The sequence below is a fragment of the Pedobacter hiemivivus genome, assembly GCF_004331685.1.
GTDB lineage: Bacteria > Bacteroidota > Bacteroidia > Sphingobacteriales > Sphingobacteriaceae > Pedobacter > Pedobacter hiemivivus.
In genome coordinates this window covers 182301-194075 of sequence record NZ_SJSM01000009.1, presented here as the reverse complement: position 1 = coordinate 194075, position 11775 = coordinate 182301, and the positions used below count along the sequence as shown (strand labels likewise).

The window sequence follows — 11775 nt, the reverse complement described above, 5'->3', positions numbered from 1 at the left end:
TGAAAAAACACTTTATGACCACGGATAGGAAAGTCTTGAATTACAATCTGAGGGAAAAAGCCTTTGGACAAAACTTTGATCCCATCCCATTCTGAGGGGGGATTATTCAATTCTTCGAGTTCGATATGGAAGGTTTCACTATCCTCAATAACCCCTTTGAATTCAAAATTCTCTAGTATAAAATCTGGCAGAAATAATCTGAGCAAGGATGCAGTAGCTGATGGCATAAATATAAAACGGTATAGAAATACAAATCTATAATTTTATCGATTGCTCCACAACTTTTGGGATTGATCCCTGATATGCTATACCGCTCCACAACTTTTGGCTACACGAAATAAACAGGAAAAAAAAGGGCATAAAAAAAGCCGGATGTTAATCCGGCTTTCGTGGGAAATGAGGGGTTCGAACCCCCGACCCCCTCGGTGTAAACGAGGTGCTCTGAACCAGCTGAGCTAATTTCCCTTCGGTTCTACTCTTTTTGTTTTGAAACAGCTGAGTTGCTGTTTTGGTGGGAAATGAGGGGTTCGAACCCCCGACCCCCTCGGTGTAAACGAGGTGCTCTGAACCAGCTGAGCTAATTTCCCTTTGGTTCTGCTCTTTTGTCTATTAAACCAGCTGAGCAATGCCGTTGTATTTTAACCGAAGATCCCTTCGATTTGGGATTGCAAATATACACCCTTAAATGATTTTTGCAAAAAAAAGATTCGAATTTTTATGAAAGTACATCTTCCAACACCTGGTGAGATCGAATGTCTCCAAAAGAAGCAGTGTGTAAAGTATAGTAAACCAATATTTTATCCAGAATCAACCGCCGCGTCTGATTCTCAATATTTATTTCATTTATTTTTTCAAAAGGCAAAGAAAATAAGGAAATGAAGATCGATGCGTCATGTTTATCCAGAAAATATGGGTGTACAGGAATAGAAGATTTGAATTCTCCTTCCTGCAAATCGAAATAGCTTTGATCACTTTTCGTCTGCATGCTTGGTGCAAAACCTAGGAAACGGGAAAGTTTTAGCAAAAAAGCAAGGTGAAAGTTTACATTTATTTCTTCAGTTTCATCAAACCAGCAGATGGCACTATATATAAAATCAAATAAATGTTCGTCGGTGGTTTGCTGTCTGATACTTTTGTACAAAACCTCATTAAGGAAAAGCACGATGGTGCTTTTAACAATGTCATAAGGGATACTTCGAAAAATGGGAAAGGGTCTAAGCTCCGAAACACGCTGTATAGTCGTATTTGTTTTATGATAAACAACCATATCTACCAGATGCAGCGGTTGTAACATATTCATTCTTATTTTTGCCTTCGGCTTTTTTACGCCGTTGATCATATAAGATTGAATACCGAATTTTTCTGTAAACATTTGTACGATAACACTGCTTTCACTGTACAGCGTTGTTTTTAAAACAATGCCTCGGGTTTTATGAAGCATAATTGAGTATTTTAGGGATAAAGATGATCAGGCCTATAATGGCTGCAGTAATTGCGGTTACAAGTACGGCTGCAGCAGCAACATCTTTAATGATCTTAGCTTTTGGGTGTATTTCAGGAGAAACCAGGTCGACCAGAATTTCTATTGCCGTGTTTAGTAGCTCTGCCATCAATACCATTCCAATGGCAGCAATGATCCAAAGCCATTCGGCAATAGATAATTTAAACCAGCAGCCCGCAATACTTACCAATATAGCAGTTAATAGGTGTACTTTAAAGTTGAGCTGGCTTTTAAAAGCATAGCCCAATCCGGAAAATGCATAGCCAAAACCTCTTATAAACTTACCCATATTGTCTCAATTGCTTGCAAATACAAAACGTTACAAAGTAACTCATGCTTTCTTACATATCCAAGGTTTCCTTAAAACCTTTACCTTTGGCTAAGTTTTATCAACGAATGTCTACAGAAAAAAATATCCTTCATCTCCGAAATAAACACCGTTCCAGGTACGATTTTCCTGAACTGATTAAAAGCTTGCCTGATTTAGCAGCCTTTGTTGCGAAAAATGCTTATGGAGACCAATCCATTGATTTTTCTAATCCTATTGCTGTGAAAATGCTAAATAAAGCCTTGCTGAAACATTTTTACGGGATTGACAATTGGGATATACCGGAAAACTATTTATGTCCGCCAATACCAGGTAGGGCTGATTATATCCATTATATGGCCGATCTGCTTGCGGAAAACAATGGTGGCGTGGTACCGACAGGGAGAACAGTGAAGGGATTGGACGTAGGAGTGGGTGCGAATTGTATTTACCCGATTATAGGGCGACAGGAGTACGGATGGAGTTTTGTGGGGTCGGATATTGATTCCTTAGCCATTAAGGCTGCAAAAAGCATTGTAGCGGTAAATAAGCCCTTATCGGATGGCATTACCTTGAAACATCAACCGCATAAAGCGCATATTTTTAAGGGAATTGTTAAACCGGGAGAGTTATTTGATTTTACAATGTGCAATCCGCCATTCCATGCTTCGGCTGCTGAAGCAGCTGCGGGCTCAAATAAGAAAGTTCGCAATCTTGGTAAAGGAAAGGCGAGTACTGGTGTGTTGAATTTTGGGGGACAACATACGGAGCTTTGGTGCGAAGGAGGTGAGGTTTCCTTCATCAGAAACATGATTAATGAAAGCGCAGATATAGCCGATCAATGCTTGTGGTTCTCTAGCTTGGTTTCAAAAGGCAGTAATTTGTCCTTTATTTATAGAGCGTTGGAAAGTGCTGGCGCATTAGAAGTTAGAACTATTGAAATGGCACAGGGCCAGAAGATCAGTCGCTTTGTAGCCTGGACTTATCTGAATGCCGCCGAGAAAGAAAAATGGCATCGTTAAAAGACGCCTACACTTGCTTTTTTGTTTTTAAAGGAGCCAATCAGTTCTCCGCTAACATAGTGCTTAAAATTAAGGGTGTCACTTTCTTTAAACCGCTTTTTTACCATACAGTATAAATGCAGGCATTTTATCCAGTTTAAGGCTGTTGCTTTGTCTTTCCATATTTCTGGATAAAGAAAAACATCATTACCTTCAATCTTTACTAAATTCTTTTGCTCCAATTCGGTTACATTGGCAATGATCTTTGCGGTTTGCGCGGCAAGGTTTGCATTGTTCTGTATTTTCTTTTTAGCGTAGATCATTTTTGATTATTCCAGTAATAGTGGTTCATCATCGTCATCTGTAAGGCTTAACTGGATACTATCAGTACCGGCGATACCTTCAATAGATCCGCGGATGTGTGTGGCATTGAGCATTACTTTTTCCAGTTGTTTTTCTCTGGCCTTCCATAATTTTTCCATGGCATCACGCTCGCGTTGTATGGATAATTTCATGCTCATAAACCCTTCCCTAATGGCTTTCCATTGTTCCGAAAACTCAGTGCTGGTTAGGTAATCGTATAGCATATGCATTTTATCGCCACGGTTTTCTTGTGATTTGGCAGCACTGAATAGTTTCACGATACCGTCTCTAAGTATATACGAAACAGCTCTTACCTCTTCAAATGAACAGATCCATACCCCATCTTTTTCTCCAAAACAGTCCATTCCTTTTGGATACGCCTGGGTTACAATTACAGCCACATCAACACCCATACTGCGCATGTCTTTTTTCAGCTTCTCTATCCATTCCATAGAGAAATCCTTAGTGCGCTTGCTCTCATATATGATTTTACCACAATCCTGACCAAATTGGTTTCTGATATGGTGTACACAGTCCGCTCCACGTACTCCTTTTCCAACTTCGCTAACCAGGTCAAAAGGGAAAGCATTTCGCAATAATTCTTCTAGAATCAGTTCCTGAACTTCGCCCTGCAGCTGCATAGAACCTTGTTCAGCTTTGCGCTTCATTTCTTCTGCCAGCTTCTTTTGGTCGTCCAGTTGTTTCTCTAATTCTTTTACCCTTAGCTGATGTTCTGTGTCTTTTAAGTTCGTTTTTTCAGCTTCCTGCTTACGGATTTGTTCTGTCATCTCTGCGCGCTGCTCCTGTAGCTTACGTTGAATTTCAAGTTCCAGCTCTGCTTCCTTGTCCTTCATGGCCTGTTCCTTTTTCATAAAGTCCAGTTCTTTAGAACGTGCCAATTTCAGTTTCTCTTCACTTTCTTTATGTGCATTGTCTAGCATTTGCAGCTTATTCTCAAAATCAGAAGAAATGCTTTTGCGTAGGTTTTCCTCCAACACACCTTGCAATTGCTTTTTCTCTTCTTCGAGCTTTAGTTCAAAAGCTTTGGCTTGCTCTTTCTGTTGAAGTTCAAAAGTTTGTTCCTGCTGCTTCTGCTGTTGTGCAAATTCAGTAAGCTTTTTATTATACTCTTCATCCTTTTGCTTGGTAAAAGAGACCATTTTTTCACGAAGGTCTTTTTTATACTCCTCAGCCATTACTTCTTCGATGGGAAAAGTGTGTGCACAGTTGGGGCATTTTATTTCAGTAGACATAGATTGTGTGTTGTTGGAGTTTAATTGGCTAGACAAATTTACTATTATCTCTTTACAAAAAGGCTATCTGCAAACTTCATAGAGACGCTCCGGGTTGCTGCGTTTTCTATTTGAATATTTAAAGAGCCATCAAAATCTATAACTTCTGTGACTTTGATCTTGGTGCCGATGGTGATCTTAAGTTTTTCAAGATATTGAAGAAATAAAGCGGAAGTATCCTTAACCGCAACCACCTTGCAGGCTTCGCCAATTGTTACTGCCGATAGCAAGGTCTTATCAATAGAGGGGATATCGCCGTTGGCTTTTGGAATTGGGTCTCCATGTGGATCAAATTCAGGAAAGTCGAGATATTCTTCTAGTTTGTTGACTAATTTTTCTGATTGAATATGTTCGAGTTGTTCCGCCACCTCGTGTACCTCATCCCAGCTAAAATCAAGTTTTTTATATAAAAAGGTTTCCCATAGTCTGTGTTTTCTCAATATGGCAGTGGCTTTTTTTCTGCCTAAGTCCGAGAGTAGAATTTTACCATACTTTTCATAAAGAACCAGCTCCTTCTCTTTCAGCTTTTTAAGCATATCTGTGGCAGTAGCGGGCTTCACACCTAAATAAGCTGCCATATCATTTGTGCCCACTTCCGGCTTCTCCTCATTCTGGAAGCTGAGCATCAATAGTGCTTTTAAATAGTTTTCTTCTGTATAAGATAGCATCCTACAAACTTAGATAAATAGTTTTTAATATGTTTCGGCTTCAAAAAATAGCAGGTGAATGAGCATTAGATTGACAATTAAATGATGTGGTTCTTTGCTGTAAATCAATTAACTTTATGGCATGATTTACCGCACTACGTATCAGGCAGCCAGAATTATCGCTCCAAAAGTGGAGGCTATTTTTGCGCAGCACCTTGCTGCTGCTACCGAGAGCGGTGAAGAAGACCTTGCACCGTTACCTACGGCAAATGTTGTTGAGGCAATTATTGACGCCACCTTTTGGGCAAGTTTGCGCAAAGAAGAGGGGCACTCTCCAAAAATATCCCTGGCCTTTTTACCGCCTGAACAAGCGGGTAATCCGCTGTTATTTAAACAGCGATTACCTTTAAATCCCAGCACACTAACCAAAATTGCGCCAGGAGTAGAGCGAGCAGGAATACATCTTGGGATTTGGATAGAAGAGGGCGAATTGTATGTATGGGGAACTACGGTAAGTATTCCTAATTTTTGTTTTGTACTGGATGTTTCCGAGCCGGCATTGCTGGTGATTAAACATCGCAGGATTTACGGCTTCGGGAAGTTTACCAATATAGCTGTACTTAAGGGCGATCAGGTAAAAATGGTAGATGGTAATCACACCAATTTACCAGACTGTCCGCCAATGCTCATGTCCCTACTAGATCTCACAGCACCATCTTATTGGAATGATTCTGTGAATGTATTAATTCAGTTGGCAGTCTCTATGCGGGGGCACGGCCGTGGTGGAACCTTACTGGTTGTGCCAAATGATACGAAGAACTGGCTTCAATCTATTATAAAGCCCATTCAGTATGGGGTTCAGCCTTCTTTTACCGGTTTATCTAAATTGTTGCAACAGGACAGAAAAGAAGCAAGTCAGATTTTTTGGCAAACTGCATTAAAGCGGGAAGTTGAGCATCTTGCTGGCTTAACGGCTGTGGATGGTGCAACTGTGATCAGCAACGAATATGAATTGTTGGCTTTCGGAGCCAAGATAGGTAGGGCAAAGGGTAAAGAGAATATTGATGAACTATCTTTTTCAGAACCCATTCACGGGGGCTCTGCAGTAGTGATGCATCCTGCAAAAGTAGGTGGGACCAGACATCTATCTGCCGCTCAGTTTGTTCATGACCAGAGAGATGCTACTGCGCTGGTGGCCTCGCAAGATGGACATTTTACCATCTATACTTGGTCGTCGCTGCAAAATCGGGTTCAGGCACATCGAATAGATACCTTACTACTTTAAATTATAAGCTTTAAGAGAAAATAATGGCGCCAATGATGACGCTTAGAATCAGTACGAGCATAACAATACGATCCGCATTGATCCATTCTTTTCTGGTTAAAGGGCGTTCTGCTTTTTCTTCCTTTTGCCTGGCAAAAATGTGAAGAATGGAATTCAATTTAATTAACATAGGTAGCTATTATTTTGATGGATCTGCTTAGTCATTTGCAAACTCTGCGCCACAAAAATTGAAAAATGTTGAATTGTTAATAATTTTCGTTTTTTCTTCTTTTTTGTAAAAGTTCCTCTCCTAATCTGTAAAATTTCTCTATTAATCTGTAAAGCAATTGTAAATTATTGTATTGATAATCAGACTTATAAATATATTTTTGTTCTTTTTATAGTACTATGTATTGCATATTACTATATAAAACATATAACTTTGTAATATGATAGCAGAAAATACGCAAACACAAATGCGAAAGGGCATACTGGAATACTGTGTGCTGCTTATTATATCAAGGGGCGAGATCTATGCTTCGGATATTATCGCGGAATTAAAACAGGCTAAACTCCTTGTGGTTGAGGGGACGCTCTACCCTTTACTTACCCGCTTAAAGAACAACGGTTTGTTGAGCTATAACTGGCAGGAGTCTACTTCGGGGCCTCCACGTAAGTATTACATGCTTACTGAAGATGGAAAAGCGATTTTAAACCAGCTGGATACGACTTGGCAGGAATTGTCTTACGCCATTAATACTTCCAAAAAAGTAGCGGATCAGGAATCAAAAGAATCAACTAAACAAACCGAATCATGAAGAAGACACACAACATAAATATCGGCAACTCAATCATTCACATTGAAGAGGATGCTTACGAAATACTCACCGTTTATTTAAATGAGGTGAAGCAACATTTTTCAAAAAATGCAGATGACTTTGAAATTGTAACAGATATTGAGAACAGGATCGCAGAAATGTTCGCAGAAAAGTTGTTTGCTCAACAAAAACAAGTGGTTAATGTGGAAGATGTTCAGTCTGTTATTCAACAGATGGGCTCTGTGAAGGATTTTGAAACCTCTGAAGAATCAGCAGAAGAACAGATTCCAACTCCTGAGTATAATTCGATCAAAAAATTGTACAGGGATACTGATCAAGCTATGGTTGCAGGTGTTTGTGCCGGTTTGGGGCATTATCTCGATATAGATGCTAAGTGGGTAAGATTATTCACATTCCTTACCACTTTTATATTTGGATCAGGGCTGTTGGTTTATATGATTTTCTGGATCATGGTACCTAAAGCAAAAACCAGAATAGAGAAAATGGAAATGCGTGGAGAGGAGACTAACTTAAAAGGCTTTGCAAATAGTTATCTGCATCCATTTGCAGAACAGTCACGCGGTTTCATTGCGGGTCTTATTCAAGCAATTGGCGAATTTTTACAAGGTACAGGAAAGGTGATCTTTAAAATTATTGTGGGGTCGATAGTTGTTTTCGCATCGTTCTTTTTATTGGGGACAATTGTTGCACTTGCCGCTTTCTTAGGTTTTTGGAACTCGGATGTACACAACTATTTCCCGATTAGCATGGTTAACGAGGAATACTTGTTTCCAATGACAATTGCCGCGTTTATCGTGTTGATTATTCCGTTATTGGCGCTGATCTTGTTTTCAATACGGGTTGGGTTTAACGGACGGCCGATTAATAAGGTACTATCCTACGGACTGTTGGTGATTTGGCTGGGTGGTGTAGTAACAGGAATATATTACATAGCAAAGGTTTCTACCGAATTTAAGGAGGGCGCTGAATTTGCACAAACAACGCCATTAAAGACTTATCCAGTTTATTCGTTAAACATAAATATGGAGCGGTTTTTCACTAGGGAGGATAGCTTGAACTACCGAATAGATCCTGCACGCTATAAAGGCCGAAAAATATTGAATAACCGGGATGATAATTTTAACAACCCGAGGAGCATCAGCTTTAGAATTGAGAAAAGTACCGATGGTAAAGTTTCTTTAAGTACGAACTTTAAGTCAAGAGGCAAAACTTTTGAAGTAGCTTTAAAAAATGCTCAGAATATCCACTACGATTTTTTACAGGAGGGGGCAACTTTAAGTTTTAGTCCGGTTTTACATATACCAAAGATGAGCAACTGGCGTGGACAAGAGGTAGAACTTACTTTAAGTATTCCAGTGGGAACAGAGGTTCAGGTTAGCAATGAGTTTTACCGATACCTTAGGGGGTATGGTTATTGGGATTGTGAGCATGAGGAAGGGGCGGAGTATAGCTCATGGATCATGACAGATACGGGTGTTAAATGTAAGTTTGAGAAAGTGAAAAAAGAAGATTAATATGATAAAGCGTTCGTCATTCTGAATTTATTTCAGAATCACTCTTTAGTATGTGTTTTTAATAGCGAGTGGGAGATTCTGAAATAAATTCAGAATGACGAACGTACAAAAAAAGAGCCTGCATTTACAATGCAGGCTCTTTTTTTGTAATGCTGTAATGTAGCTGTGCTTATTTGACCGTATAGCGGTAAACGAATCGACCAATGTTTCCATTTTTGTCTACGCCTTCAATAACAGCCTTATAAGTGCCCTTGCCGTCTGCATTGTAATATTCTAATGATAATCCACCTTCAGCAGTTGTAATCACTTTAGGATTCCAGTAGATCGTACTGCGTAAATCATTAAAATTATAAGTTGCTGCGGCATTCACATATTTAGGTGCGTAAAATTCGCGTTGTTTACTATAGCCTTTAGGTTTAATTTTAAGTACACTTGGGTCAGGAATTAACTTTTTAAATTCTTCCATACTCATTTTTGTGCCTTTAGGAATTTTCTTGGTATTGATAACCAATACACCATTGGTATTGTACATTCTGTTTACTGTACCCAATTCATCTTTAGTAAATACCTCTACGTTTTCCACTTCAGACGATTGTACGCTGGCAAGTCCAAAATAATCTATTGGCATGCCATTTAGGAAAATCTGCACAGGTACGCGACTGCCTTGCTGGTAATCTCTGTTTACGTAAAAGTTGTTTTCGTAAAAAATAAGGCCTGTAGCCATAGTCTGCAGACACATCGTTAACATGTTACAACCATTAAAGCGGTCGCCTTCTATTACAGTACCCGAAATAGAGCTTAAACCCGAAAGGGCAGGATAATCAGAATGACTTGGTCTTTTCGCTTTAGCACCTTCAATTTTTACTTCCTTAAGCTGACGTAAATAGCTGTATTGTCTTTTACTGTTGTTCAGGTATGCAGATAAAGTGCTGTCAATATTGGTTACCTCTTGTGCAGGATATGGATTCTTGCTAAGCTGTGGTGAAGGTTGTCCATCCAGTAAAACCATTAGATTATTTCCATTTGGATTATATTTTGCACTGATCACCACTTCTGAGGAATCGGGAAAATTGAGGTTTTGAAAAGCAAAGATACCAGATGGACTGGTGATAGTTTCTACACCAATTCTTGTCCCGGGTACAGTTAATCTTAAATTTCCTTTTCTTACGGGCATACCTGTGCGGTCCCTTAAGGTACCAGTTAATGCCATACTCTGTTCTGGCAAAAAGGTAACCGGTGGAAATTTGCCTGCAAGGATCTCTTTGTAAGCATATCGGCGAAAACCTTGTGTCAGCATCAACACATCTAGATCTGCTAATTTTTTGGCGCTGGTTTTATTAAAATAATAATTGGGCTTTTCTATATAACCCTTTAAGTCCGAGGTAAGCAGTAGTGAACTTAAAATAGTGATCTCCGAATTTTCATCAACTGGCACTTTTTGCTCATCTGTAACCGCTATGGAGAAATTCCCATCTGCAAATTGAGCAGCATTCTTCGCAGTTACAGCCAACTTAACTTTTTGTCGGGGTTTGTATGTCGCAAGATCAGTTTTTAAGGAAAGCTTTATTGCGTTTGGCTGATAGTTAAAGGCAAGCCTTTCACTTACCGGCTCGCCAGTTTCGGAGAATAGCGTAATTTGAACAATGCCTGCCGGGAATTTATCTTTAGGGATTTTAGCAGCAGTTACCTGATTATTTAGTTTTGTTTTAGCAGCATAATAGACCATCGTCCCATTGGTGGCTACGATAAACAAGTTTTTGTTCTTGTTGGCTTCAAAATAAGCATCATTGGCCACTATTTTTAAGTTAAATAACAGCGAATCCGTATTGTTAACCTGAGCTACTATTCCTGATTCAAGTATTTTTGGCAGGTCGAAACTTTTTGTTGTGCCATCATTAAAAGTGAGGTTGGCCTTGTAAGTTTTTCCAGCTTCAGCATTCATGTAAAAAGCACCCATACCTAAATGACTAGAGCTAAAATCGGTAAGTTTTGTCCCGCTGTTGTCAACTACCGAACCCTTTAAGTCAATACCGGCACCATTTCCATTTATAGCTTTAAAGCCAATTCGGGAAGCAATTCCAGCAATTAGCTCGCCACCTTCAGGGAAAAACTGAACATCATTAGCTGCAGGTGTGGTTGGTTTAAGTTTGAAAGTGGAGGTAACGATTTCCTTTTCAGTAATGTTAATGTCTGTAATCAGTTCACCATTTTTAATCTTATCACTTTTTCGGGGATCTATTTTTATCCTTAAGAAACCATTCTGATCCGTGGTTCCCTTACCCTTGGCTACCACGTCGTAATTTGATAAAACCCTCCAGTTAACTGTTTTATTGGCTTGAATTGCGTTGTCTCGATTTTTAAATTGTATAACGGCATCAATAACCTGAGTCTTATCGGTTTCAGTGGTTTTGTAGCTGAGTAGGGTGTTTACCTGTTTCTCAATAGCTTCTCCGATAGGGATCGTTTTGCTGAAGAAATAGTCATCGCTAAAGTTTAGCATCCATATGGTGTAGGCTTTAACGTAGTAATTGCCTTGTTGATAAGTACCGGGACTGAGTGGGACATATCCCGCCGCTACACCACCAACAACAGGAAGCTTTATGGTTTGTATCAACGAATCTTTGCTATTCATGAGATCAACGTATACTATTTTACTTAACAGGGATGGAAGATTTTGTTCCATTGTTAAATAAGCTTTAAACCACATCGTGTCGGCAACGCTATAATATGGCTTGTCGAAATGGAGGTACACCTTTTCTATCGGGCGCTCGTCGTTTACCTTTTTAGTCTTTTTTAAAATGTTGTCTAAAACGATACTGTCTTGCTGTGCAAGGGCTGAAAGCTGCAAGCTTGTTGAAAGTATTATAAGGGCAATTGCAAATTTTATAAATCTCATCAAAAATGGTTGTATACAATTAATATTGCTAATATATTCATTTATGAAATGAATAGGTTAACTAGCTTGCATCTTTAACACTTTTTGACAGTTGAAAGGGGATGGGGAAATTAAGAATAAAAAAAACCGCTTCATAAACGGATTATGAAGC

12 protein-coding genes and 2 tRNA genes are annotated in these 11775 nt (G+C 39.2%); 4 read left to right on the top strand and 10 right to left on the bottom strand.

Annotation, left to right across the window (positions count from 1 at the left end):
• The 5 genes from EZ444_RS27420 to EZ444_RS15670 all read right to left on the bottom strand — a co-directional run.
• The coding region (locus tag EZ444_RS27420) for an ISAon1 family transposase N-terminal region protein (protein WP_455430283.1) at window positions 1-227 on the bottom strand (227 nt) is incomplete at its 3' end.
• Window positions 228-390: 163 nt separating this feature from the next.
• Window positions 391-465: transfer RNA gene (locus EZ444_RS15685), tRNA-Val, on the bottom strand.
• A 44-nt stretch (window positions 466-509) separates the two neighbouring features.
• A tRNA-Val gene (locus EZ444_RS15680) sits at window positions 510-587 on the bottom strand.
• A gap of 128 nt (window positions 588-715) precedes the next feature.
• On the bottom strand, window positions 716-1441 hold the full coding sequence (recO, locus tag EZ444_RS15675; RefSeq protein WP_131610094.1) for a DNA repair protein RecO: 726 nt from the start codon (window positions 1439-1441) through the stop codon (window positions 716-718).
• Window positions 1431-1790, bottom strand: a complete 360-nt coding sequence (locus EZ444_RS15670) for a diacylglycerol kinase family protein (protein WP_131610093.1) — start codon at window positions 1788-1790, stop codon at window positions 1431-1433. Before EZ444_RS15670 ends, recO begins: the two co-directional genes overlap by 11 nt.
• Window positions 1791-1897: 107 nt before the next feature.
• On the opposite strand from EZ444_RS15670, the gene rlmF reads away from it, so the two are divergent.
• Window positions 1898-2830 carry a 23S rRNA (adenine(1618)-N(6))-methyltransferase RlmF gene (gene rlmF, locus EZ444_RS15665; protein ID WP_205945279.1) on the top strand — a complete coding sequence of 311 codons (933 nt, stop codon included), beginning with the start codon at window positions 1898-1900 and terminating at the stop codon, window positions 2828-2830.
• Here rlmF and EZ444_RS15660 read toward each other — a convergent pair.
• Genes EZ444_RS15660 through EZ444_RS15650 form a run of 3 tightly spaced genes read right to left on the bottom strand, consistent with a single transcriptional unit; the run spans window position 2827 to window position 5132 of the window.
• Complete coding sequence (locus tag EZ444_RS15660) at window positions 2827-3132, bottom strand: hypothetical protein (protein ID WP_131610091.1); 306 nt, start codon at window positions 3130-3132, stop codon at window positions 2827-2829. The genes rlmF and EZ444_RS15660 overlap by 4 nt on opposite strands.
• Before the next feature lie 6 nt (window positions 3133-3138).
• Window positions 3139-4425 carry a DUF2130 domain-containing protein gene (locus tag EZ444_RS15655; RefSeq protein WP_165503629.1) on the bottom strand — a complete coding sequence of 429 codons (1287 nt, stop codon included), beginning with the start codon at window positions 4423-4425 and terminating at the stop codon, window positions 3139-3141.
• Between the two features lie 44 nt (window positions 4426-4469).
• The gene (locus tag EZ444_RS15650) at window positions 4470-5132 is read right to left on the bottom strand and encodes a metal-dependent transcriptional regulator (protein ID WP_131610090.1); all 663 of its coding nucleotides are present in this window, start codon (window positions 5130-5132) and stop codon (window positions 4470-4472) included.
• Between the two features lie 121 nt (window positions 5133-5253).
• On the opposite strand from EZ444_RS15650, the gene EZ444_RS15645 reads away from it, so the two are divergent.
• A complete protein-coding gene (locus EZ444_RS15645) occupies window positions 5254-6396 on the top strand; it encodes a putative sensor domain DACNV-containing protein (protein ID WP_131610089.1) in 1143 nt (380 codons plus the stop codon).
• 10 nt (window positions 6397-6406) lie between these two features.
• On the opposite strand, the gene EZ444_RS27240 is transcribed toward EZ444_RS15645, so the two are convergent.
• Window positions 6407-6565: a hypothetical protein gene (locus EZ444_RS27240; RefSeq protein WP_165503628.1), complete on the bottom strand. Its 159-nt coding sequence runs from the start codon at window positions 6563-6565 to the stop codon at window positions 6407-6409.
• A gap of 259 nt (window positions 6566-6824) precedes the next feature.
• Between EZ444_RS27240 and EZ444_RS15640 the strand changes: the two genes are divergently transcribed.
• Together EZ444_RS15640 and EZ444_RS15635 are read left to right on the top strand one after the other, a co-directional pair.
• Window positions 6825-7193, top strand: a complete 369-nt coding sequence (locus tag EZ444_RS15640) for a PadR family transcriptional regulator (protein WP_131610088.1) — start codon at window positions 6825-6827, stop codon at window positions 7191-7193.
• Window positions 7190-8728 (top strand): PspC domain-containing protein, encoded by a 1539-nt coding sequence (locus EZ444_RS15635; protein WP_131610087.1) that lies wholly within the window; start codon window positions 7190-7192, stop codon window positions 8726-8728. The genes EZ444_RS15640 and EZ444_RS15635 overlap by 4 nt, the downstream gene beginning before the upstream one ends.
• Before the next feature lie 169 nt (window positions 8729-8897).
• Here the strand turns inward: EZ444_RS15635 and EZ444_RS15630 are convergent, their stop codons facing one another.
• Entirely contained in the window at window positions 8898-11624 is a 2727-nt protein-coding gene (locus EZ444_RS15630; RefSeq protein ID WP_131610086.1) for a carboxypeptidase-like regulatory domain-containing protein, read from the bottom strand.
• Window positions 11625-11775 lie beyond the last annotated feature (151 nt).